The organism is Streptomyces sp. NBC_01166, from assembly GCF_045039765.1.
Lineage (GTDB): Bacteria > Actinomycetota > Actinomycetes > Streptomycetales > Streptomycetaceae > Streptomyces.
In genome coordinates this window covers 38,188-61,581 of sequence record NZ_CP108614.1, presented here as the reverse complement: position 1 = coordinate 61,581, position 23,394 = coordinate 38,188, and the positions used below count along the sequence as shown (strand labels likewise).

Annotated in this window: 18 protein-coding genes and 3 pseudogenes; 14 read left to right on the top strand and 7 right to left on the bottom strand. The window is 66.9% G+C overall.

Going from position 1 to position 23,394, the window contains the following annotated elements; translation table 11 throughout:
* Positions 1-170: 170 nt before the first annotated feature.
* The 7 genes and pseudogenes from OG379_RS39905 to OG379_RS39875 all read left to right on the top strand — a co-directional run.
* Positions 171-950, top strand: a complete 780-nt coding sequence (locus OG379_RS39905) for a hypothetical protein (RefSeq protein ID WP_405668911.1) — start codon at positions 171-173, stop codon at positions 948-950.
* Positions 951-970: 20 nt separating this feature from the next.
* Positions 971-1,146, top strand: a pseudogene (locus OG379_RS39900) (IS481 family transposase); the annotation flags it as partial.
* Positions 1,147-1,467: 321 nt separating this feature from the next.
* Positions 1,468-2,820 (top strand): dsDNA nuclease domain-containing protein, encoded by a 1,353-nt coding sequence (locus OG379_RS39895; protein WP_331735013.1) that lies wholly within the window; start codon positions 1,468-1,470, stop codon positions 2,818-2,820.
* A complete protein-coding gene (locus OG379_RS39890) occupies positions 2,817-3,389 on the top strand; it encodes a hypothetical protein (RefSeq protein ID WP_331735010.1) in 573 nt (190 codons plus the stop codon). Before OG379_RS39895 ends, OG379_RS39890 begins: the two co-directional genes overlap by 4 nt.
* Positions 3,389-5,326: an AAA family ATPase gene (locus OG379_RS39885; protein WP_331735008.1), complete on the top strand. Its 1,938-nt coding sequence runs from the start codon at positions 3,389-3,391 to the stop codon at positions 5,324-5,326. The genes OG379_RS39890 and OG379_RS39885 overlap by 1 nt, the downstream gene beginning before the upstream one ends.
* A 284-nt stretch (positions 5,327-5,610) precedes the next feature.
* Positions 5,611-6,396 carry a class I SAM-dependent methyltransferase gene (locus tag OG379_RS39880; RefSeq protein ID WP_331735664.1) on the top strand — a complete coding sequence of 262 codons (786 nt, stop codon included), beginning with the start codon at positions 5,611-5,613 and terminating at the stop codon, positions 6,394-6,396.
* 37 nt (positions 6,397-6,433) lie between these two features.
* A pseudogene (locus OG379_RS39875) lies at positions 6,434-6,735 on the top strand (helix-turn-helix domain-containing protein); the annotation flags it as partial.
* 114 nt (positions 6,736-6,849) lie between these two features.
* Here OG379_RS39875 and OG379_RS39870 read toward each other — a convergent pair.
* The 5 genes from OG379_RS39870 to OG379_RS39850 are packed head-to-tail and all read right to left on the bottom strand — an operon-like array spanning position 6,850 to position 15,792.
* Positions 6,850-7,704 (bottom strand): 3'-5' exonuclease, encoded by an 855-nt coding sequence (locus tag OG379_RS39870; protein ID WP_331735004.1) that lies wholly within the window; start codon positions 7,702-7,704, stop codon positions 6,850-6,852.
* A complete protein-coding gene (locus OG379_RS39865) occupies positions 7,701-8,831 on the bottom strand; it encodes a hypothetical protein (RefSeq protein WP_331735002.1) in 1,131 nt (376 codons plus the stop codon). Before OG379_RS39865 ends, OG379_RS39870 begins: the two co-directional genes overlap by 4 nt.
* Positions 8,828-13,402, bottom strand: coding sequence for a hypothetical protein (locus tag OG379_RS39860; protein ID WP_331734999.1), 4,575 nt, complete (start codon positions 13,400-13,402; stop codon positions 8,828-8,830). Before OG379_RS39860 ends, OG379_RS39865 begins: the two co-directional genes overlap by 4 nt.
* Positions 13,403-13,405: 3 nt before the next feature.
* Positions 13,406-14,155, bottom strand: a complete 750-nt coding sequence (locus OG379_RS39855; RefSeq protein ID WP_331734996.1) for a hypothetical protein — start codon at positions 14,153-14,155, stop codon at positions 13,406-13,408.
* The gene (locus tag OG379_RS39850; RefSeq protein ID WP_331734993.1) at positions 14,152-15,792 is read right to left on the bottom strand and encodes a hypothetical protein; all 1,641 of its coding nucleotides are present in this window, start codon (positions 15,790-15,792) and stop codon (positions 14,152-14,154) included. The genes OG379_RS39855 and OG379_RS39850 overlap by 4 nt, the downstream gene beginning before the upstream one ends.
* Before the next feature lie 528 nt (positions 15,793-16,320).
* On the opposite strand from OG379_RS39850, the gene OG379_RS39845 reads away from it, so the two are divergent.
* From OG379_RS39845 to OG379_RS39825, 5 genes are all read left to right on the top strand, one after another.
* Positions 16,321-17,508, top strand: a complete 1,188-nt coding sequence (locus OG379_RS39845; protein ID WP_331734991.1) for a hypothetical protein — start codon at positions 16,321-16,323, stop codon at positions 17,506-17,508.
* Positions 17,509-17,640: 132 nt separating this feature from the next.
* A complete protein-coding gene (locus OG379_RS39840; protein ID WP_331734988.1) occupies positions 17,641-18,036 on the top strand; it encodes a hypothetical protein in 396 nt (131 codons plus the stop codon).
* Between the two features lie 76 nt (positions 18,037-18,112).
* The gene (locus tag OG379_RS39835) at positions 18,113-18,679 is read left to right on the top strand and encodes a hypothetical protein (RefSeq protein WP_331734985.1); all 567 of its coding nucleotides are present in this window, start codon (positions 18,113-18,115) and stop codon (positions 18,677-18,679) included.
* An 87-nt stretch (positions 18,680-18,766) separates the two neighbouring features.
* Positions 18,767-19,336 (top strand): hypothetical protein, encoded by a 570-nt coding sequence (locus OG379_RS39830; protein WP_331734982.1) that lies wholly within the window; start codon positions 18,767-18,769, stop codon positions 19,334-19,336.
* A 135-nt stretch (positions 19,337-19,471) separates the two neighbouring features.
* Positions 19,472-19,678, top strand: a complete 207-nt coding sequence (locus OG379_RS39825) for a helix-turn-helix domain-containing protein (protein WP_331734979.1) — start codon at positions 19,472-19,474, stop codon at positions 19,676-19,678.
* A 2-nt stretch (positions 19,679-19,680) separates the two neighbouring features.
* Here the strand turns inward: OG379_RS39825 and OG379_RS39820 are convergent, their stop codons facing one another.
* Complete coding sequence (locus OG379_RS39820; protein WP_405668906.1) at positions 19,681-20,394, bottom strand: hypothetical protein; 714 nt, start codon at positions 20,392-20,394, stop codon at positions 19,681-19,683.
* On the opposite strand from OG379_RS39820, the pseudogene OG379_RS39815 reads away from it, so the two are divergent.
* Positions 20,355-21,350: pseudogene (locus tag OG379_RS39815) on the top strand (ATP-binding cassette domain-containing protein); the annotation flags it as partial. The gene OG379_RS39820 and the pseudogene OG379_RS39815 sit on opposite strands and share 40 nt — an antisense overlap.
* 271 nt (positions 21,351-21,621) lie before the next feature.
* On the opposite strand, the gene OG379_RS39810 reads toward OG379_RS39815, so the two are convergent.
* Positions 21,622-22,671, bottom strand: coding sequence for an aldo/keto reductase (locus tag OG379_RS39810; protein ID WP_331734974.1), 1,050 nt, complete (start codon positions 22,669-22,671; stop codon positions 21,622-21,624).
* 110 nt (positions 22,672-22,781) lie between these two features.
* Here OG379_RS39810 and OG379_RS39805 point away from each other — a divergent pair, with 110 nt between their 5' ends.
* The gene (locus tag OG379_RS39805; protein ID WP_405668903.1) at positions 22,782-23,252 is read left to right on the top strand and encodes a MerR family transcriptional regulator; all 471 of its coding nucleotides are present in this window, start codon (positions 22,782-22,784) and stop codon (positions 23,250-23,252) included.
* The last annotated feature ends 142 nt before the right edge of the window (positions 23,253-23,394 follow it).

Below are 23,394 nucleotides of genomic sequence, written 5' to 3'. Positions count from 1 at the left end.
CGTTGCCAGGCGAGGGCGAACATCATGGCGGCGGTGATCGCGGTCCAGGCGATGCCCAGATGGGGTGGCGGCCGAGGAGACTGCGGGCTGTCAGAGGTAGGCGTTGATTCGTGAACGGGCGACTGACCATTTACAACTGCACGAGAGCTAAGGACGTTCTTATGGCAACGATGAGCAGGACAAGGCTGCGCTGGGCTTCGGCATGGGGGGTTGGCAGCTTCGCCATTCTCACGCTGTCTCTGGCGGCTTGCGGCGTCACCGACGACGCCGGGCCGGAGGGGAACGGCGGGGCTGAGTACAGCGCCCGCCCCAGTACCACGGCCGCCCCTACGTCCAAAGTACCGTCCGACTGGACCGAGCCCTCGCGGTGGGCGGCTCTGCCCCGCAACGAGCGGGTGGATACGCGCGGCAACCAGGTGGGCTTCCCGCAGAGCACCGAGGGCGCCGTCGCGATGCTGGCCGCGGCGAGCGACACCACGGTCGAGGCGGGCCGCACCGCGGTGGACGTGCAGCTGGGCATCTACGAGTCCTACATGGCCAAGGCCGACCACAGTGACGTCAACGCCGAAAAGATCGAGCTCCAGGCGATCCAGACGGACAAGAAGATTCGCACAGACATGGGCCTGCCCGCCGGAAGCGCCCTTCCGGACGGGGCCTACGTACGCAGCCACGTGATCGGCTTCCAGGTCGTGAAGGAGTCGGGGAGCGAGGTGAGCGCCTGGCTGCTGTCGCGCGTGACCACGAAGTCGGGGGAGACGGCGAAGGAGCGCGGCACCTACACGCGGTCGCTGGTTGCCGCGATCTGGGAGGACAGCGACTGGAAGCTGTCGTCCGCCGCCACGCAGCGTGCGTACCAACAGGCGGGCAGCAACGAGAAGCCGCCGATCGTTGCCCCAGGTGACGAGTCCTTCAACCGTGGCGGTTGGACAGCCATCCGTGAGGCGTCGTAGGCACAGACGACAACCCGGCGTGGGCCGGCCGCTGCTGGGCTCTGGGCGAGGCCGGGATGACGGACCTCTCCTCCCGCCGCACCACAGCCCCCGCAGGACCCCGGCCCGCACCGAACGCCGCATCATCAAGGTCCGCGTCCTGCGCCGCTGGGGCCCGGCCCGCATCGCCCATCTGCTTGGCCTCGAGGCAGAAACCGCCGAACTCTTGCGGAATCTGCTGCCCCGCCCCGACTCGCGCTCGGTGATTGTAGGTTCCGCGACTCCATGGACATTTCCGCGTGATCATGAGCACCGTTCGAGCAACTCCGTGGTTCGGTGAGTAGTCGATCTCGCGACCTGCAGGCGCGTGGTCCGTCCTGAGCCGGTTGTCCTCGGTGAGGACGCAATTGTCTGATCGTTTCCAGAATTATGCGATCACTCGGTTACGTCGCGCATGCGGACTGTGATACGCCTAAGGATCTTCGGCTCACCGACCCTCTTCAGGGCTCGCGGTGCGCGTGCGGCTTGGGGGGTGGCTGTGGTCGACGTGGCAGTGGACGCGGTGGATGACACCGACGACTTCGTGCATCCGATCTTTCAGCGGGCACCCGGCGAGGACGGCGGAACCGACACCTCACGGCTGTATCGGTACCAAGCCGAAGTGGCGGCTCAGGCGTGCCTGGCCATGCTTACACGGGACGAGATCGAGTACGTCGTCTGCGAGTGGCACGAGGACTTCGCCATTGCCTTCAAGGACGGCGCTGTCGAGCTGGTGTCGGTGAAGCACCGCCAATACCACCGGACGCTGTGGAATGTGGGCGATCTGTGCAAGGACGGGGGCCTGGCGCACCTGTTCAACAGCTGGCGCGCGTGTGGTTGCGCAGACAACGTTCGGTTGCGCCTCACCACGAACGGCGCCTTGAACACCGGCAAAGGCAATGCCGCTGTGCTCTCGAGAATGTGCGGCCCAGACCCCGAGGTCACAGCGGACGTCGACGCGATGGCAACGACCATCGCGCGGCACTTCCTGAAGATTCGCTGGAAGCAGCCGTACCCGCACATCCCCGAAGTGCCGGAGACCAAGGCGATGGCTGACATCGCCATACCTGACGGCTTCGTCGCCACGATCAAGCAGTTCCTGGCCGTGGTGCACATCGACTACAAGAGCGTGCCCTCGTCCAGGTTCATCACCGACCACAACCTGCAGCAGCTACTTCGGCCGGCCATCGTCGCTCTGGAGCTGGAGCACGTGGACGACGAAGCCACCTACCGCCAGATCGTCGAGCGCATCGAGCAGGCCAACCGCGGCGAGGGCGAGCGTGGCCAGTTGGCCGAGTACATCGCGAAGCCGAGCAGGGTTCTCCAGAACGTGCAGATGCAGCAGCGCATTGCCCGCCGGACGCTGTACGCACGCACCGTGCGCGAGCAGTTCGTCTACCGCGAACTCACCGTTCCGACCTTCGCTCCTGGTCGACTCCCCATGGTCGCTCCCGGAGGAGTGAAACTCCGCAAGAAGCTGGTGCAGGGGCAGGTTCCCGATGATGAGGTCGTGCACGCGGAGAGCCTGCGCTCGGCCTGGTACGTCGCCTGGAAACAGCACCAGTCGGGATTGCCAGGAGACAGTGCCGATCTCGCCAATATGCGCCTGGAGGTCTTGGACACCGCCTTCGACTGCCGTGCGGACGCGCAGAGCGAGACGGCGGAGGGCAATCCGTACGGGGCGCGGATGAACCGGCTCTTGAGGCAGCGGCTGATGCCTGAGGCGATGTCGGTAACCCTGCCGTTCAAGATCAATGGCAAGCATCTTCGTGGCCTGGCGTATCAGCTGTGCGACGACTGCGACTACTACTTCTCCGACGTCTTTACGATCTCCGACGAGGAGGCATCGTGAGCAACGCCTCCGAGCGTCTGGCTTCCGAGACGCGCATCAAGGTGCAGGCTCGTAGCGAGGAGCGCCGTGAGGCTCACTACCACGAGGCGAGAGTCCTGCTGCTGATCGGACGCTTCACCACGGCACGCACGGGCCTTGCGGGACTCACCAAACTGGCCAAACTCGACTTCCTACTTCGCTATCCGGCAATGCTGGAGCGACTGCTCGACGAGAACGGCGACAGCTGGCCCCGCGGCACCGAGCCCACAGCCGCCGAGCGACGGGCCGTCGAGAGTCGCATGACCCGCTACAAGTACGGGCCATGGGATCAGCGCTACTACAGCATCCTCGGCTCGCTGGCGGCCCGTGACCTCATCACGTACACGGGTGGTGACCGGACTGAGTTCCGCGTCACGGCCAGTGGCGCTGAGGCCGTGGCGGCTCTGTCCGACACGCCTGACTGGGTGCTCGTCTCGCAACGTACGGCGCTTTTGAAGAAGCACTTCGACAAGTCGGGGTCGGCCCTGAAGAACCTGATCTATGAGCGCCTGCCCGACGCGGTGGACAGGCCCTGGCGGACGGAAATCTGATGGCGGTCAACCTGAAGTTCCTCGCCCTGACTCTCACCACCGCCGACGCGGAGAAGACGTACCGGTTCGACCAGCCGGCGACAGTGATCAGCGGACCGAGCGGCAGCGGCAAGTCCAGCCTTCTCATGCTGCTCAAGCACGCTGTCGGTGGTGACGCCATCCTCACGCCTGCCGTGCGCGATCATGTCCATTCGGTGTGTGCGGAGGTCCTCGTCGGCGACGAGCACCTGGCGCTCCGGAGGCTGATCGGCGAAGCTGGCAGCAACCGGGTGGACGTTCTCGACCCCGTCACACTGGAGCTCCGCGAGAGCCTCATCATCCGCGCCGAGGCCGGTCAAATTACCCTGTCCGACCGGCTGCTGAGCGCCTTGGGGTTCCCTCGTGCGTCGATTCCCGTGCGTCGGGAAGGCAAATCTGCCAAGGCCAACGTGACCTTCCAGGCCCTGTTCGCCTACGTCTACCTCGAAGCGATCTACATCGACACCCAGATCGTTCGCCACCAGCAGACCTACTTCGACGGGATGCGCCGAGCCCTTTTCGAGATCATCTTCGGGCTGACGGACAGCGTGCTCCTGGATCTGAAGCAGCGCTCGGCACAGCTCTTGACGGACATGAAGACGAAAGCCTCTGAGCACGACAACGTCAGCAACTTCCTCCGAGAGTCGGATTCGCGAAGTGATGACGCGCTCCGCGCGGAACTCGTTCAGCTACGCGAGATGCTGTCCCTCGCCGAACGTGCCCTCGGCGATCTGCGTTCGGAGCTGGAGGAGAGCAGTGCAGCCGATGCTGTTCTCCGGCAGGAGCTTCGTCGGGCCGTCGCCAGCGCGAGGGACGCCAGCCAAGAGGTCGAAGCTGCACGCGAGCTGCTCGAAGCCCGTGAATCAGTCGTCGCTCAGGTCGAACTCGATCTCCTGCGCCTGGAGCGCTCCGCGTCCGCGATCGAGAAGCTGTCTCCCTTCGACTTCGTCGTCTGCCCTCGCTGCATGCAGCGGCTGGAAGGACGGCCGGTCCAAGAGGACCACTGCATTGTCTGCCTGCAACACGATCCCCCGGACGAGTCCGTCGATCCTGCAGCCATCCAGCAGACGCGGGCGGCCCTTGAGAGGCAGCTCCAAGACGCACGAGGTGTTCGCGAAGCTGATGGGCAGGTACTTGCAGCTGCGCGCGACCGCGCCCAGCAAGCCGACTTCCTCACCACCACCCTGCGACGGGAGCTGGACGTGCAGACCCGGGACATAGTCGCGCCCCGGTTCGACGCGATTGCCGGTTCCAGCGCCCGGGTAGCCTCGCTCGGAGCGAGCATCGACGCCGTCACCCAGCTGCGTGATGCCTGGGCTCGCGCGCGGTCCATCAACCAAGAGGTCAAGGACCTCAAGGCGACCCGCACGCGCGTCCAGGCCGACGTCAAGAGTCGCACCCTGGCTCTCGCAGCCCGCGGCCAACTCGTAGACGACCTGAGCCAGCAGTTCTTCACCCTGCTCGCCGAGCTGCACCTGCCCTGGGTACGAACGGCGGTCATCGACCCGAAGACTTATCTGCCGGTGATCGACGGCAACCCCTTCGAGAGCCTGCAAGCCTCCGGCGGCGGCATCACGACATGCGTGAGCATCGCTTACAGCCTCGCCCTACTGGAATTCGGGCTCACCCACCCTGATGTCCTCGTCCCATCCCTACTGGTCATCGACTCCCCGCGAAAGGCACTGGGCAACAACCCGGATGACCAGGAACGCGGGAACCGCATCTACGACCGCTTCAAGGCACTCGCAGATGCTTACGGCGACCGGGTACAGCTGATCATCGCTGACAACGACACCGCTCCCATCCCTAGCGACACCTTCAGCACCATCCCCCTCGACTACAACCGCCCCATGGTCCCCGGCGTAGCGCACCCTGGGCCTGAGCATGTCCACCGTGCCGAAGACGGCTACGAGGCATAGGTCAGCGGCCAGCCATCGACACAAGCTAGTGCCGCATCAGACAACGCTCGCCCTGTAGCGCCGCTGGAAAACTCGTCGAAATAGTTTCCCCGGCGCGGCCGAGGATTGTCCCTTCCTGCCCCCTGATGGGTGCTTGGGCGAATGTCGGGTCGGGATTTGGAGGGTTCCCTTCCTCGCCTGCTGCGGAGGCCGCAGTAGCCCATTCCACCCATCCCCATATGCCGTCTGACCTGGCCTTTAATCCCCGTCGTTCCTATCATCGACCTCGGTCGAAAGGGGGCCGGATGGACCGGACCGTACGCACCGTCGAGGACGTTCTCGCGCTCCTGGACGGACTCTTCACATCTCAATCCGAGGCTGGCCGCTCGGCAACCGGCGACGGCAAGGACTTCTGGGATCGCTTCTACGCCGACCGGTCAAGGCCCGTCCCGTTCTTCGCGGCGAAGCCGGACGAGAACCTGGCTGCCTACCTCGACCAGGGCCTGATTGCTCCCGGTCGAGCCCTGGACCTGGGGTGCGGGCCGGGCCGCAATGCTCTGTACCTCGCAGCGCGCGGCTTCGAGGTGGACGCCGTCGACCTCTCTCCCATTGCCGTCGCCTGGGGCGAGGACCGGGCTCACGAGGCTGGAGTCGACATCCGCTTCATATGCGGTGACGCTTTCGCGCTCCCCGCCAACGAGTTGAACGGCCCGTACGACCTGGTCGTCGACTCAGGGTGCTTCCACCACCTACCGCCTCACCGCCGCGTCAGCTATCTGGCCCTCCTCGACCGCGTCCTCGCCCCTGGCGGCCACCTCGCACTCACCAGCTTCGCCGCCGGCGATGCGGGAATGGGGTCGGAACTCACCGACGCTGACCTCTACCGTGAACGCGAGCTGCAAGGCGGCCTCGCCTACACACCCGAATCGCTGCGCTGGATCTTCTCTGACCTGGTAGAGGTCGAACTGCGCCGCATGCGCGAGGCATCCCCTGAGTCAGCACTGTTCGGCGTGACGTTCCTGTGGACCGCGTTGTTTCGTCGGGGTGCGGCTGTGTCAGGAGACGTTGGCCCTGTCGACGACGGCGCGTAGGCGCCGCTCGTCAGCGTGCGGCCGTCAAGCTGTGCGGGTGGCTGAACGAGTACGCGTCCGTGAGATCGACGACGATGAAGGCCGGCGGTTGTTGCAAATCGTCCGCCGCGGCACAGGGTCGGTGGTGACCTGGCGCCGGGCCCAGATGGTGCTGCTGTCCGCGCAGAGCAGGCCCGTGGTGAAGATTGCCGAGGTCACGTTCACCAGTGCGGACCGGTCCCGGGACGTGATCCACAATTTCAACACCGACGGGTTCGCATCGCTCTAACCGAAGTACAGGGGCGGCCGGCCAAGACGTTCGCCCTTCCCGAGCGCCGGGAGATCAAGAAGATCGCCAAGCCTGGCTTTGTTCACGAGAACCGGTTCTCGTGAACAAGGCCACCCATGAGATTGCGGAACCTACACAGACGAGTCATGCCGGAACGGGGCCGTCGGTAGGTCCCGGAGCACCGGTCAGCTCTCCCTCTGGTAGGCGAGCTGTTGGAGGCGGTGTAGCAGGAGATGGCAGTTGGCAGCGGCGTCGTAGCGACTGCCGAGCTTGATGCGGCGGTAGGCGTGGTTCCTGGTGGACCACAGGCCGGTCCAAGTGGAGATGGGCGGCATGGCGTCGTGCCAGCGGCTGCTGCTCAGCCATGCCCTGACACGGGCAGGGTCGGCTAGGTGGCGGCCGAGCTCGCGGGCGATAACGGCTTGGTCGAAGGTGTGGTAGGCGACGAGGCGCCGCCCGTGGAAGTGCTCGGTGAGCACGGGCAGTAGGTCTTGAAAGGTGGCTGCGTTACGGGTGCTTTCCTCGGTTAGGCCGTGCAGCGCGCTTGCTTCGGGCTCGAATTCGGCTTGTGGGTCGAGGAGCTCGCTCAGGATGAGTGTCCCGCTGCTATCGATCGCAGCGATCTGGGTGGCGAAGGGGCTGGTGAGTCCGGTGGTCTGGACGTCGATGATGAGCACGGCCGGATCGGCCAGTACGCGGCGGGCCCACCACGTGGCGTGGGCGCGTTCGCGGGGCCAGGTGGGTGGCCGGCGCAAAGTACGAACGGCGTCGGCGAACGAGGCGTGGCGTTCGCCGGTGGCCTGGACGTGCCAGAGGCCGTCGGTGTCGCGGGCGTGGAGGGTGCCGAGGTAGTCATCGGACCGGTAACGGCCTGGGGTGTAGATGCCCCAGATAGGCCGCTCGGTATCGCTCGGTCGGATGCATTCAACGGGGACGGTGTCGACGGTCGTGATGAAGATGTCGCTCCAGGTTTGTGGATCGGAGCGGGACAGGTCAGTGCTGGAGGACGGCAGGCATGGCCGGAGGTGCCAGGGGTTCATGTCCTGAGGCCTCTTGGTTCAGATGCGGACCGAGACGGGAGCAGCGAGATCACTGACCTCGTGGGAGAGGCCATGTCGCGGAGCTGGGGTAGCAGTGGCGCGGTGGGGATGAGCAGGGAGCGGAGCTCGGGGAGCGGGAGGGCTTCGTGTCGCAGGACGAAGCCGTCGGTGAGCAACTGTGCGACGGGAGCGGCGAGGTGTGGTGGCAGCCAGGTGGCCGCGCTATGGGCATCCTCAGCGGCGACGGGTGGGTGGGAGCGCGGTGGGCGAGTGAGGAGGGCCTGGTAGAGGCCGGCGGCGGGCTGGAGCGGCGGAAGACCGGCAGCGTGGGCGCGGTGGCTGGCCTTCTGTGCGCAGCGCAAGCCCTCGAGGTCGAGGTCTGCGTAGAGCAGCAGGGTGTCCACGGGGTGGTCGCGCTCGCGGAAGGACGTCTGGGCGGTGTGCAGGGAGGCGATGAGGTGGTCGCCCTCGCCGAAGCCGAGCCAGCCGACCTGGCTGCGGTCGGGCCAGTTGCCGAGGATGTCGCGCAGACTGGTGAACGCGGCGGTGTTCTCGACGATGAGCATCCAGGGCGCCGGCCCGAGTTCATACATTGCCAGGGGGGCAGGCGTGGGCCGGGCCCTGAGGTGCACGGTGAGGTCCAGCAGTCCCTTGGTGACGAGGTGGTGGCGCTCGATGTTCTTCAGGCGTTTCTCGTCGCCGTACAGCTCGTAGGAACGGTCGGCCAGCGGGATGATCTCGGCGTCCGGCTGGTCGCGGAGCAGCGTGTTGATGGGGCCGAGCAGGGCGTGGTCGCTCGCAGTCAGGCGCAGTTTGGTTGCGAAGCGCAGCTGCTCGACATAGGCGCGAGGTGTATGGCGGCGGGGCGGCCGCGCGGCAGGCGGGCGGTTGACCCAGCGGGGCAGGGGCGGGTGGGCGCTGTAGTCCCAGCCAGCGCTTCCTTTGGGCAATGTGGTCAGCCCGCGGTCGGCCAAGGCGCGGGCGGCGTCGGCGAGGATGCGGCGGCGCCGGGGCGAGGTAGCCAGGCTCGAGTCGCCCGCATCGGCGGCGCCCGCCAGCGCGTCGAAGTCGACGCGCTGGCGGGGCTGTCGGGCGAGGAACGCAGCCATGTGATCGGCGGCGCTCACACGGCATCCTGCGTGGGAGACAGGGTGTCTGGTTCCGCCTCGGTGTGCAGGACGGCGCGGCGCAGGAGATGGGCCGAGGTAATGCCGTCCTCCTGGGCGCGGGCGACACCAGCCGCGACGGCGTCGCCGTACCGATCGAGGATCTGGACGTAGCGCCGTTTTGAGCGCAGGTCCACACCGTTGCGCATGCGGATGATGAGGGGGAAGCGGCCCAGGGCGGGCAAGTCATTGGACCCGGTGGTGTAGACGAGCTGGATGCCGTGGGCCGAGGCGACGCGGCGCTGCAGGTCGACGAAGGGCGTGTAGTTGGCCTTTCCGAAGGGGTTGTCCAGCACCAGTGTGCCCACTCCACCGGGGATGCGTCGGTCACGCTGGGCGGCACGCATTCGGGCAAGCGTGCAGTACAGCAGCACGGAGACCGTCAGCAGTTCGCCGCCGCTGAATTTCCGGATCTCGGTGACGGCCTCGCGTTCGACGGTGTCCAGGCTCTGGGTCGGCTTGATGATTTTCGCAACGATGTTGCCGCGGCCACCGAGGGCTGCCAGGACCATCTGCTTGGCCAGGGGAATTGCCTCGGGCAGGGCGCTGGCCCGTCCGGCGGCGCTGGCCGGCAGGGCGGTGATGAGCCGATCGACCTCGGCGGACAGTCTGCGGGCCAGTTCGTCGCCTGTGGCACGCTGGCGCAGCTCCAGCGACAGGAACCGCTGGCTGGACCAGCTCCCCAGGTTCTTAGGAAGACGGGAGTGACGGGCGACTTCTTCCACGCTGTCCAGGACAGCTTCGACCGTGCTCGTGCATGCATCCACGACGCGGGCCTGGTCCTCGGCTGACTCGGCCAGCACTGCGACGACCTGCCGTTCACGCTCCTCGATGTCCTCCAAGAGCTTGGTCAGCCGGGCGGGGGTGGTGAGGTCTTGCTGCAGTCGTTCGCGCAGCCGTCCGTCGACGATCTGAACGTACTCCGGCTGTTGGGCGAGCCGTTCCACCTTCTGTACGTCCTTGCGCAGGGCGGTTCTGGCTCTCTCCAGGGCGCGATCGGCCTGAGCGACCTGGCCGACGATGGCGTCCTTGATCTGCTCGGCTTTGTCCGGCTGCAGCGACTGGGCGGCCACAGCGGACAGCCCGTGCTGTTCGAGCAGGAGTGCGTCTACGGTCATCTCCGGGGCGGCATCGGCACCCTGGGCTGGGGCTGAATGGTCGCTTGCCGCATTGAGGGCGCTGGCTGATTGCCGAAACCGCGCGGCGTTGCCGACGGCCAGGTCGGCGCGTCGGTGGATCTTCTCGGCGTCCAGATGCCTCACCTGGGCGAGGGCGCGGTCCTGTTCCAGCAGGCACCGGGCCGACTGCAGTTGTTCTTGCGCTTCCTTGGTGCTGTCGAAGACCGGCACCTTGGCACCGGGGAAGTCGCCGAGGGCGGCGGCCGCCTCTTCGTGGTCCTTGGTGACCTGCCGCAGCAGCAGCGCAGCTTCCACCTCCCTACGCTCAGCGTCCTTGAGGGCGCTGCCGGAAACGGCGACGCGGGCAGCAAGGTGCTCGGCGTCCATCGTCTCGGCTTGGTCCAGGAGCTCGGTGGCCTGAGCTCGGGCGGCCGAGCCGACCTCGGCCAGCTTTTGATTGACGCTCTTGATGGCGGTTTCAGCAACGGTGAGCCGCTGTTGCAGGGCAGTGTCGCTGATGCCGGCGCGCCAGTCCCGGCCGGTCTGTACCCAGCGCTCGCGCAGGGCCTGCACGCTGCCCTCGGGTACGGCAGCGGGTCGGGCGGCGAGGACCTCGTCGGACAGTTCCTGCCGGATCTCCTGTGTCCATCCCTTCCAGCGCTCCGCGCGGTCGTGGCACTGTCGCAGAGCTGTTTGGGCCCCTCGCTGTTGTTCCAAGGCCGCCTGCCAGCGGCCTTTGCATGCCTGGGCGGCCAGGCGGTGCTCCCGGATCTCGGCCTGGGCGTGCTGCCGTTTCGATACCCAGTTCTCCACCGCGCGGGCCGTTTCGACCAGCGACTGGACCTGAGGGAGCTGCGCGGCAAGTGCCCGCAGCGCAGTCGTGTACTGGGTGAGCCGACCTTCCGCCCGGCGTCCGGCGTCCTCAGCGTCGGCGGCCTGGCGCACAAGGACGCTCGTGCGCTCAGTGAGCGTGTTCACCTCTTCGTCAAGGTGTCCGAGGAGTTCCTCCAGACCGGCCCGGGCCTGCGCATTGAACGCGTCCAGATGGTTGCGCAGCCGTCCGCAGAGAATGCGATCGGCCTCCCGCCGCTGGACGATCACCGTGCAACGTTCGTCCACGGTGGCCAAGCGGGCACTGACGCGGAGCAGCTCTTCCTCGCCGGCCTCGGCATCCAGCACCGAAGGGCGCAGCGGCATCACTGCGATGTCACCAAGGGGCTTGGACAGCAGGCTTCTGGCCTGATCGTCGGTGGAAACTGCGATCACAGTCGGCAGCGTGACGTCGGCCTGCCGGGCCAGCGCCGCCAGATCGCCACCGGGCACCGATCCGCAGATGACCACGCCACCGATCAGGTGGGGGATGGCCGCGATGACGGCGTCGTGCTGGTGGGCGGGCACGGTCTCGCGCAGGAACTGCGCCCCTGCGACGGCGGGGGCGCCCTGCTCCCGCAGGGCCGTGACAGCCTGCTCGACCTCGCGAGGCGGCGGGCAGAACCCGTCCTGATCCAGGCCGTCACGCAGCCGCTCGTCCTCGAACGCCTGGGCCCGTTCGGCGGCCAGTTGCCGGTCTGCGGACACCAGCTGATCCGTGAGCATCGCGACGAGGTCAACGCCGACACTGTCCAAGTCCAGCTCACACGCCTCCTCCCCAATCCCGGCCAGCTCCCTCAGGCGGAGATCGGCAGCCAGATCGCGGCGATCCTGGGACAGGGCATTCCACTGGTCCCACACCTGGTCATGCCGCTGCCGGGCGGCACTGAGCCGGCCTGCGCAGGAGACCCGCTCCGCTGCGACGGACGTTGCCTGCTCGCGGGCTTCCTCCACTTGGTGCCGCGCCTGTTCAGCCTGCTCAGTGGCTACTTCCTCCTCGTGAACGAGCCGCGCCAGGGCCTCGGTGGGATCTTCCTGCGTACCGAGGAGGCCGGTGCGGCGGGCAACTGTCAGCTTCGCCTGTTCCTCTTTGCGGGCCTTCTCAGCGGAGGTCGCCCGGCTCTTGGCGCAGCCGAACGCAGCCGTTGCTTCCTCGTACTCCCGCTCACCAGCCTCAGCCTGCTCGGTGGCGGCCTCAAGCACGGCACGGCTTTGGTCGGACTCCCCTGCAAGCCGTACGAGGCCGTCTTCGAGCTTGGCGTACAGTTCGGCGCCGGCATGCTCCACGGCCTCGCGCAACGGGGCCTGCTCGCTTCGGGCACAGGCCAAGAGCTGCCTGGCCTCGCGGCACTCGGTCTCCTGGTCTGCCAGGTCCAGGAGCCAGGGGACCGCCTTCCAGGCCGCCGCCTCACCTTCCGCGGCGGCAACCGCCTCGACCTGAGCTGCGTGATCGCGCCGGTGGTCAGCCATCCGCAGCCGTTCGGCCACCTCCCGAACCTCGGCCACGCGTTGCTTCCGCTCCTCGACCCGGCCCTCTGCCGCACGCGCCTCGTGTTCGGCGGTGTCCGCCTCACGGCGCAAGGTGGCTGCCTGCTGCGCCTGGCCCTCGGCCTGGGCCTGGATGTGCTCGCCTGCGCGCAGGGCGATTCGGGTCTGCTGGTGCAGCGTCTGCTCGGCGACAGCGACCTCGGCCGTGGCCTTCTGTACCGGCTTCAGCCTCAGAACAGCTTCGGCGAGGAAGCGCTCCTCCATTTCCCGCGCTGGACGGGCAGCCAGTTTGTCTGCGTGTTTGGACAGTGCCGCGCGCGCCGCAATGGGTGCGGCCGGATCAACGACCATGTCGATGAGGAAGTCGACGAACTCCTCAGCAGTGCGAAACTTAAACAGTTCCGTGATGCCGCCCTCTGCCTGGTTCATGGCCTTCTGGATCTTGAAGACCTGAGGGTCCAGCCCGTGGCTCCCCAGCTGCTCCTCCCACTCGTACTGCTCGTCTGCGACAGCCAGTTGCAGCCGCCGCTCCGTCTTGTGGGCCGCCTCCAGCGCCTTGACGTACATGCTCATGGTGAGCTGCCCGCCCTCGGCACGGACCGGTAGAGAGTCCAGTTCCAGTGCGCCAGGCTGGGGCCGCAGCAGGTACCAGCGGCGCTCCAGACGATCCCAGTTGCTGCTCGGATCCGCGGGACACTGGCGGTCGCGCCACTGGTAGACGCCGCCGGTGATCAGGACAGCGCCGGAGGCGGGGCGGTCGGAGTCACCCCACTCGGCGATCACGTGGGAGACCTGCCCGTCGGGGACGTACTCGGCGAGCGACTTGGCCTCGGCCGCCCCGATGAAGTCCTTCTTGGCCGGCAGCAGCAGGCTGAAGAGCAGCGCGAGCAGGCTCGACTTGCCACCGCCATTGCGCAGCCACAAGATCACGTCGACGGGCTGCATGGGGCGGCCGTCAACCGAGCTGGGTCCGCCGGTCACGTCCAGGACGAGTGACTTGAAGCCGGCCGCGCGGTGGCCGATGTTCTCCAGACGAATGCGTCGAAATTGGAGCATGGGTCAGTTCTCCTCAACGAGATGGGCGCGGCGCAGGTCGCACAGCGCGGTGAATGCTTCCGAGGCGGCTGCTTCGCGTACCTGGACGCGGAAGCGGTGGGCGAGCCGATAGGTGCCGGGTCCGAGTTCGTCCGCGCGGGTGGCCATGCCCTGGCCCACCAGCCAGTCCAGCGCCTCTTTGATCACCCGCTGGGTACTCGACTGCGACAGCTGCCCCTTCTTGCGTGTCAGCTGGGAGGGCGGGAGCTTGGTGTACAGCTGCCAGGCTGCCTGGAGCTCGCGGTGCGGCACGGGCAGACCCTCAGCGTCCACGGCCGCCTCGCGGAGCTTGGCGGTGAGTCGCCGCAGAAAATCGTCGACATCTGTGACCGAGATTCGCTTGACGGCCTCTTCTTCCAGATCCCTGGCCGTGGGGTAGGCGCGGGCGGCGATGGCGACATGGGCGAGCCCGAGGACCAGGCGGTCGTTGACCGTCAGCTTCGGGTGGTCCTTGAGCCGATAGGACAGCCAGGAGCCCTCCCGGGGATGCAGGATCAGCCCTTCGACCATGTGCGCCTCCTTCACCTCCAGGTCCAGGCCGTCCGCATTGGCATCCACCGCGTCGCGGAAGGCTCCGTCCATCCGGTAGCGCTGCAGCAGGTCGCGGTACTGCGGGAACTGCAGAGGCCGAAGGCGCGGCTGGCATCCGAACCGCACCAGCACAGCAGCGTCGGCCAGGTCGGCGGGGGAGTAGGCAGACGTACTGGTGGTCATACCAGGACCTCCAAGTCGTTCTCGGCGTGCGTGGGATCGGGGATCAGCGACTGGGCGGGGACGAGCAGCAGGTCACTGCCCGCCAGTGGGCCAAGGTCGAAGACGGCGCCGTCATCGAGTACCACCACGAGGTCTCCGAGCAGGTCCGCCAGCTCGTCCGCAGCGACGTCCTCCTCGTCCTCCTCGGGATCGGGGGCATAGGCCCGCAGCACCGAGACAGCCAGCAGGTCCGCGGCCTCCACTGTGTGGACCAGAGCCCGTTCGAGAAGCTGGGACAGCCGCACCGGAGTACGCAGAGCCTCCATGAGCACCGTGCGCGCTACGACGGCATCCTCCGGGCTGTACACAGAGAGCTCGCCCGGGTCGTCCGCGATCAGCTCAATGTCCTCGTCTGGCACTGCCTCCTGTACTTCCCGGGCCGGAGCCAGAAGCGAGGCCCACCAATCCTGAAGGCGTGGCAGATGAGAGACCACGGGACCGCCGACCGCATCGGCGAACCGACTCGCGATCACTTCGGCTTCCTCGGCTTCTAGGCGGAGCAAAGGCTCCAGCACGTCCTCCTGCACTCCCACGAGAGCCAGCCGCGGCGGGGGACGGAAGCGCTGGTCGGCCTGGGACCGCAAGAAAGCCGGACGGGCGTCGATGACCTTCTCCAGCAGCTGCGTATGCCGCAAATGGGCCCGACCCAGCAGGCGCAGGACCCGCTCGCAGGTGCGCCGAACCTCGGCGTCCTCCACGGCGTTGCGGACCCCGCGCATGTACTCCATCAGGTCGCTTTCCACCCGGTGGCGTTCACCGAGGTGTTCGCGAGACGCCGTCAGCAGACCGGGCACCTCCCGGCTCCAGTCCACCGCCCGCACATCGCGATCGGTCTCCTCGAGCACCGCTCGCACCCGCTCGCAGTACATCAGGGACAGCTTCAGGCTCTCGGCTGCGCTCTCCTCCGCACGTCCCCACCGGCCGCTCGCCACCTGACGGCGCAGCATCGTGTCCTTTGCTGCCTGCTCGTCCTCCAGGTCATGCTCCAGGCCAGACAGCAGCAGGTTGATTGCCGGCGTCGTGGCCCGCAGCACGGCCTGGCCACGCCTACCGAGGCCCTCCTCCAGCATCCGCAGGGACAGCGTGACCCGGCTGTGCCCCTCGCGGTAGTCGCTGTAGGAGACCTCGATCTCCTCCCCGTGCTGCGCGTCGTTCAGCAGCTCTCGCAGGACGAACCGGGCCACCGCCAGATGTTCGGCGGTCGACCGTTCGGGCGCCGCAGACGCTGCCAGGGACGCGAGAAACTCGACTACCTCCTCCGTCGTCGCCTCCGCTTCCATCTCCTGCCGGCTCACCACTGCCTCGAGCGCGGCCAGGGCGAGGGTGCGGGGGTCGTAGAGACCGCCGGGGAAGCGTTGCCATGCCTGGCGCTGGTTGATCCGATGCAGCGGAGCCCCTCGGGCCAGCACGGAACTGCGCCGGACGAAGCCAACCTCGGTCACGAGCGCCCGCCACTCATCAACGCCGTCGGGAACCGCCGAGGCTGAATTGAGCAGCCGCCGCTCTTCGCGATCCAGAAGGGTCTGGATCATCGGATCGCAGTTGAATTCCTCCGCAGCGCGGTCGAAGTCGCCAAAGATCGCCTTGTGTTCTGTCACGTCGTCAGTGGAGCAGCAGCCACTGACAAACCATGCGATTATCGAGCAAATAGGTAACCCGTTTGGCGCGCAGCCACAATGATGAAAGTCGAAGGTCCATCCTCAGCGATCTCGCGGCCCGCAGCCGTGTAGCGCGGTTGCCGATGACTCTGTTCAGACCATGAGCCAAGGCGCCCCCCACCAGCCCTCCAGCCAGCCGCCCGACCCGGTCACGCCCGGCGGTGAGACAGAACTGCAGGAGGCCTCCCCTCACTGACCTGATGGCACCCGGCCCCGACCGCAGGCCCGCAGGAGAAGCCGAGCATCTTTGCGCATGAGCGGGCCGGCCAGGTGCCACCCGCGTGGCAGCGCCAGACCTCAACATCCTTCGCCGGGGGAGCCACGCAATAGGCCTTCCAGGCGAATTCCGAGCAAGGCAACCCCCCGAGCTGCTTCCAGCGGGTGACGCCATGTCAGTACCCCTCCCTACCGTCAGCTCCGTGTCATCTGCGCCTCCTGGAGGCGCCCGACGAACGGCGGTGATCCGTCTTGTCCCTGGTCGATGGGCTGCGTAGCCCCCACACCCCGCTGCGCCGATTCCTGGACCGCGAACTGTCAGCCGGCCCAAGCCAACTACGACACAGCTACCGCGCCCAACATCGGGCCGACCACCTTCTGCTCCCACCCCCCGGCGTCGGAACCGAGGCCGGCACGGTCGGCACGGCGATCGACCAGAGGCTGCGCCTGGCCTTCACTACGGCCCAGCCCGTCGACCCTGCCTCCCTGCTGGGCATCGAGCGCACCGGCGGATTCGGCAGCCGCGGAGAAGGGCTGCGGATGCGAGCGGTCGGCAACGAACTCGCGGTACGGCTGACCGAGGCAGTTCAGCACCTCGACCTGGACAACCGGAAGAAACCGATCGACCGTGCCCAGGAGGAAGAGGAGGACCTGGCCCGAATGCTTATCGCCGCAGCCTGGTACCAGGTCCTCGCCCGAACGCCGATCGGCTTCGCCTACACACCGCTCGCCAAGGCCGCCCTGCAAGACCCCAGGGCCTTTACCTTCAGACGGCTGCTGGAACTCCCCCACCGCGGCATGGTGGCCGACATCGTCGCCCAGCTTCACAATGCCGCCCACGGCCCGCTGGATGTCCTGCGCACCCACACCCGCCCCGCGGACTGCCATGGGGGCCCGACGTTCGCCGGCGCCCGGATCACCGCTGATGCCGACCTCGTTGTCGACGGCCTGCTGCTCGACTTCCAGAGCACCCGACGCCCATGGGCAGAGATGTCCCAGCTCACCGCCTGGCAGCTGACTAGTTACCTCCTGCTCGATGCTGCCGACCGATACCGGATCGACACCATCGGCCTCTACACGACCCGCTCCGACGTCCTCGCCTTCTGGCCCATCGAAGATTTCCTCGCCCTGCTGGGCGCCTGCCGCCGCGACCTTGCCGAGCTGCGTGCGGTGTTCGCCGAACTCCTAACCGGCTGCAGCGGCCAAGCCGACGCCCGGCACTTCGGCTCGGAGGCAGAGGCCGAACGCATCCGGCAGCTACTGCCGCGCCTCGCACCCGTCGCTGGGCCCGGCTGCTGCCCCGTCTGCACTCAACCTCTATCCCATGTCACCCACCGATCGCGGAGATTCTGCAATGCGTGGTGCCGCGGACGCTCCAAGGTCCTCAACCGCCGCGGACTGCTCCTCGGCGGCTCGGCCTATCCGATCGGGGGCAGCTGACGACCAAGACAGCCCACTGGGCGGCTGCCCACACCAGAGCTGACCACTCCAGGACCGGCTGAACGGCCAGCAGACGGCGGGGCTTCGGGCATAGCGCCCACAACGCGACGGGCAAAGCGGCACACTGTCCCGATGGCATACGACCTCTCGAAGGGTGCGCCTGCACCCAAGCCCGAAGCGCAGGTCTTCAAGGGCTACGTCGCGACCGTGACGCTCTACGCAGACCGCGCCGAGATCAAGCGCAAGCTCATGGGCAAGGTGACCGGCGCCAAGGATTCCGTGATCCCTCTCGGGGCCGTCATCAAGGTGCAGTCCAAGGAGCCCACGCGCCTCGTGAACGGGTACGTACAGCTCGCCACAGAGCAGGATCGGGGGCAGCTCCGAATCGCGACCGCTGAGGCGCAGAAGGCCATCGCGAACAATTCCCGCACCGTCCTCTTCACGTGGAACCAGAGGGAGACCTACGCCGCCTACCTGGCAGCAGCCACCGCCGGAGTCCAGACACAGGGTGGAAATCCCTTCGGCTGAGCCGCGGTGAGCCGGCTCAGAAGGAGTTGACGGGATCAGCCCCACGCGGGCTGGTCCCGTAGGCATGATGATCGGCATGGAACCGGAGACACTGGCCGCTGTATTCGGCCTTGGGGGAACTTTGGTGGGTGCGGGCGTATCAGTGTGGGCAACGATCATCAGCCAGCGTCACCAGGCCAGGACAGCCGTGACGCAGCGCACCGAGGATCGCGGGAGGGCCGCAGGGGAGAAGGCACTCGAAGAGCTCTACAACCTCCGGCGCTTCATGACGGAGTTCACGGCTGTTATGGCCAGAGAAGAGGGGCAGCCCTGGCGGCTGACCGCCAAGAGGCACTTCGACGAAGCCGAGCTGGCGGTGATGCTGATGCCGAACGCCAGGGAGGTGCAGGACCGCATCGAGGAGCTCATGGGCATTGCGGGCGCGACGCTGATGGTGGGCCGAGAGCACGCACAGGCAACGGATGGGATGGAGCTCCTCAGGGAGATCAGACGTTGCCGCCACCTGGCGGTAGAGGCGATTCAGATCCTCTCGGCCTACATGCGAGATGACACTCTGCCCGGACCCTCCCGCCTGGTGATCGAGCGCAGAGAAGCTGAGGCTCACTCCGAGGGGATGTACCAGGGTGAATTACCACCTGTGTGAGCCAGGCACCGCCTGCCAGGGGCACCCCGTGCCCCGTCATGACGCCCGTCAGAAGAGATCCGAGCAAGTCCTGAATGGAGCCAGGTAGTGGAAGCGGAAACGTTGGCGGGGCTCATCGGCTTCGGTGGCGCTGTGGTGGGTGCCGGAGGGGCCCTGCTGGGCGCATGGTTCCAGCAGAGCCACCAGGCCAAGACGGCACGCGTGGAGCGGGAAGAGGCCCGAGCCGGCCTGGTAGAGGAGCGCGGCAGAACCGCAGCCGAGAAGTCTCTTGCCGAGTTGTACGGCCTGCGGAGGCACGTCCTCACCTGGAAGTTGGTGTCCGACGACGAACGAAGCGAGTGGAGCCGGATCGGTTACACCCTCACGGATGAGGCGGAGCTGAACGCTTCCCTCATCCCCGAGGGTGAGGAGCTGCGAGAGCGCCTTAAGGACGCGCTGGGCGCCCTCCGTAACTCCATATCCGTCGACACGTACGAGGCAGTGCACGAGGCGTACGCGAGCACATTCGACACGGAGCATGCGATCTCATTGCTGGCCGCATACATGCGCGGTGATGCCCTGCCCAGGCCCTCCCGTCGGGAAGAGCGCGAGAGCTTGGAACGCCAGATGCGAGAGGGCGCGGCCGAGGACGCCGAGGCGCAGTGGGACCCGTCATGATGCCCGTCAGAACGAGTACTTGCGCTTTGCACTAGTGCAACGCATACTCTCGAACAGCAGGACAATTGCGTCCACGCGCAGGCCCCGACTCCTCTGGGGGTACGGGGCCCTTTGCATGCCCTCGGGAGGGCTTCAGTGGAGGACGAAACCTGGCTGACGGCCCGAGAGGCTGCGGAGCTGACGGGCGTCAGCATCGTGACGGTCTACTCGTGGGTCCGTCGTGGCCACCTGAAAGTCGAGGGCCTCGATCACCGGGGCCAGAAGCTCTTCCGCCACCTGGACGTCGCACGGGCCGAGCTGGGCACGAGAGCTAAGGCCCAGCGCGCGCCGAAGGCCGCCTGATTTCAGAGCACCGTGGGCCCTGTCTGTTGGGGTACTGCTCCGTTGGCAGTCGGTTCTACGAGAGGGGCGGATGGCTTCAGCACGCCGCCCAGCTCTGGCAGTTTCGCCGCCGAGAACTTGAGGATCAACGCCGCTTGGAGATGGGCCTTCAGCGCCGGGTCATCGACTTCTTCCAGAAGCTGGATCGCCTGACCGGCATCCCGTTCGACCTTCATGTCCTGACGGAGCGACTCGGTCTGCGACTCCATGTGCTTGAGCGCCAGGTCCGCACGCCGATGAAACAAGGTCCCGATGACCGCCATCAGGAGACCGGTCACACTGGCCGTGACGGAGGCGTACAGGTCACCAGTGGTCTCAGCCCGGAAGATCGCCATTCCGATACCGAAGATCAGAACGAGGCCACCCACCACGGAGCAGGTCAGGCTGACACTGAAGCTCCGCCGGGCCTGCGTAAGCCCGTACGCGTAGTACTCGATCAGCAGGGCAGCAAAGCGCTGGTCAGCGGTGGACCTCGGACCTCGGGCAGCTTCAAGGCCGTCCGTCGACTCGTCAGAGACACCGGTCTCGCCCAGCACCTCTGTACGCAGGCGCTCCCGTTCCGTATCGACATCGCGCTTGAGCCACTTACCCACTAGAGCGCCGTACGCCTGAGAGCCTCCAGCAGCAGCGATGGCTGATGCTGCTGTTGCTGCGATTGCAAGGAATTCCGGGTCCACGAGTCCACGATTCCAGAATTCCTGTAGCGCCGAGGACGATTCAGAACTATCAGCCGTCAGCCCCTGACCGGTCACCCGTCATCACACGCACGCGAGGGGGTGAGCTGGCGATGGCCCGCACCTTCTCCGCAGAGGACGAAGAGACCCTGCGTCAGCTTCACGCTGACGGCGTCAGCCGGAACGACATCGCCCGTCAGACGGGGTGGGCAGTCGGCACCATCACGAACCACGCCCAGCGCCTCGGGCTCTCCTTCGACAGGGAGGCCGTCAGGGCCGCTACTGACGCCCGTCAAGTCGACCTGAAGGATCAACGCCAGAGGGCCCAGCAGCCGGGCAGGACTCCGTGTCCGCCTATCTCAGCGTCTCCACGGTCACTGTGCGCTACTGACTGGTTCACGACGTTGCGGGGCGTGGTTGCAACCACACACCCCGCAACGTCGTCTGGGCCTGTAGTCATCACTCACCTGGGGTTTTGCGTGCCACTGCACTACACGGACTGTTCGTTTGCCTACCGGGCCGGCACTCCTGTGCTCGACGGCCTGACGATGGACTTCCCGCAAGGGTGCACTGTCCTGCTCGGTCCGAACGGGGCGGGGAAGTCGACACTGCTTTCGCTGGGGGCGTCTTCCCTGACTCCCGTGTCGGGGCGCGTCACGCTGGGGCGCCTGGACAGTGTCCGGCGGCGGGACCGTCGGGCTTTCCGTCAGAAGGTGGGCTGGCTGCCGCAGGAGGTGAAGGCCATCCCGGCCCTGACGGTGCGGGAGCTGGCAGCGTACGTGGGCTGGCTGAAAGGCCTGTCCAAGCGGGAGGCCTGGGACCGTTCGGCCACAGCGCTGGAAAGGGTCCGCCTTACGGAACTGGGCCAGCGCAAGAGCCATCGCCTGTCCGGCGGGCAACTGCGCCGCCTGGGTATCGCGCAGACGCTGGTGCACCAGGCCGAGATCGTTCTCCTGGACGAGCCCACCGCGGGCCTCGACCCTGTCCAGCGCGGTGTCTTCCGGGATCTGCTGGCCGAACTGAGCAGCTCGGTGCACTTCATCGTCTCCACGCACCAGACCGAGGACCTCGCCGACATCTACGAGACCGTCATCGTCTTCGACCGGGGCCGGCCAGTGTCCCGGTCAGGGGCGTTCACGAGTACGCCTGACCTGCGGGATCAGGAGCGTTCGAAGATCGCTTCCCGTCTCCTGTGTGATCGTTGCCCGTCGCGCGGGGCAGCCGTCGGCCTCAGGCTGCGGAGCGCTCGGCGAGCGGGCGCCGCCGCAGGGCAGTCTCGGTCAGGGAGCGCGGGGGGAGCGAGGCGGCGGGGTTGTACAGGTTCGTTCCGGGCGGCACGATTTCGTCGATCCGGTCGAGGGTCGCATCGTCCAGGGTGAGCGCGGCGCCCTTGAGCAGGTCCTCCAGCTGCTGCATGGTCCGCGGTCCGACGATGGCCGAGGTGACGGCGGGGTGGGCCACGGTGAAGGCGACGGCGAGCTGCGGGAGGGTGCAGCCGATGCTGTCCGCGAGTTCGACGAGCTGTTCCACAGCGTCGAACTTGGCGGCGTTCGCAGCGATCGCGGGATCGAAGTTCGCCGGCCGGATCGCGGCACGGCCGGTGGCCAGGTCGGCGGGCCGGTCCTTGCGGTGCTTGCCGGTGAGGAAGCCGAAGGCCAGGGGGCTCCAGACCAGTACGCCCATGCCGTAGCGCTCGCAGACCGGCAGGATCGAGGACTCGATGCCACGGGCCAGGATCGAGTAGGGCGGCTGGTCGGTGCGGAAACGTCCCAGGCCACGGCGTTCGGAGACGTGGTGCGCCTCGACGATCTCATCGGCCTGGTAGTTCGAGCAGCCGAAGGAGCGGATCTTCCCCTGGCGTACGAGGTCGTCGAGGACCGAGAGCGTCTCTTCGATGTCGGTGGTGTGGTCGGGGAAGTGAATCTGGTAGAGGTCGATCCAGTCGGTGTTCAGGCGCCGGAGGCTGTCCTCGACCGCCTTGAGTATCCAACGCCGGGAGTTACCGCCGCGGTTGGGTCCCTCACCCATCGGGAAGTGGACCTTGGTCGCGAGTACGACGTCGTCACGGCGTCCTCGCAGCGCCTTGCCCACGATCTCCTCGGACTCGCCCATTCCGTACATGTCGGCGGTGTCGACGAAGTTGATGCCCTGGTCGAGGGCGTTGTGGATGATGCGGGCACAGTCGTCATGGTCGGAATTGCATCCGTTCTGGAACATCATGGTGCCGAGGCAGTGGACGCTGACTTCGATGCCGGTTCTACCGAGGGCGCGGTAGCGCATGGTGGTCTTCCCTTACTAGCTGATCACGCAGGGCGACAGGAGCGTCGGCCGCACGAGGCACCCTAGGAGCTAGAGTCCTCTCTAGATCAACCCCCGATACCCTGAGCCGCATGATCATCAAGGTCCCCGGAAGTCTGAGCATCGGACAGGTCGCCGAGTCCACCGGTCTGAGCGTTCACGCGCTGCGCTTCTACGAGCAAGAGGGCCTCTTCGTCAACGCCGTGCGGCGCGGGCCCGGCGGGCGCCGCCTCTACACGCAGGACGATGTGGACTGGCTGAACGTCTGCATCATTCTCCGCGCCTCCGGCATGCCCCTGACCGTGTTGCGCCGGTACGCCGAGCTCGTCAGGGAAGGCGCGGGCAACGCACAGGAACGGCTCGCGCTCATGCGTGAGCACCAGGAGCGGGTCACCGCCGAGATCGGCAGGCTCACCGAGTCGTTGGACCTGATCAGCTTCAAGGTCGGGGTGTACGAGGACCTCGTCGACCAGGGCGATGCCGCTGTCCGGCAATGCCACGGTCCCTCCCTTCCTGACGAAGCACGCACACCGGACCTGCGCCACGAAGCGATGGCCGAGTAGCCGGCATCGCGCACGCCTCGCATGTGCTCCGCTCCTGGGGTGCTGGCGACTGCTTTTGACCTGCCGTTTTCCGGAGACTCGGAGGTCGCCTCCTGGGGCACGGGAGGTCGCTGCCAGCGGGTTCGCCGAGGACGTTGTTGTT